Below are 541 nucleotides of genomic sequence, written 5' to 3' on the forward strand. Positions count from 1 at the left end.
GAGTTTGTGTTGACGCATTGAAGACAAATTGAGTCACAGGATCTTGCGCGTCGGTGAGCGTCAAATTCATATCCGTCGACAGCGCCACCACTTCTGGCGGGCGAGTATTTTCTCTCAACGTCGCGTTGAATTCTGGCTTGAAGATATGTGCTAGACCTTGATCATCCACTAATCCATACCAACCAAGGCCAGGAGCCGATTGAGAAAAAGATACCGGATTAGTCGCTAACTGTTGAGTATAAATGGCGGGCTTGTCAGGTGCGTCCATCGATAAATATTGAATCTCACCACTTTGCGTTAAAACGAAAGCAAGTTGTGAATAGTCATCGACAGAAATGGCCAGAGGCATGCCCACTTGCGTGGTTCGAGTCGCGTGATTAGGTTTGATCTCTGCATCAGAAAACAGAGGAATGATCACCATCGCAAGGTAGACGAAGATCAGAATAAGGGCAGCGAGCACACCCACTCCACCAGATGTCACTGCAAGTCGAACTAAACGATCTTTAATCAGCCGTTTCTTATCTTTTTCCTGCAATGAAAA

1 pseudogene is annotated in these 541 nt (G+C 46.4%); it reads right to left on the bottom strand.

Annotated features, from left to right (window positions below):
* Window positions 1–541 (bottom strand): annotated as a pseudogene (locus R7E78_RS29820) (phosphate ABC transporter permease); the annotation flags it as partial.

Source organism: Vibrio sp. YT-19(2023) (genome assembly GCF_033337395.1).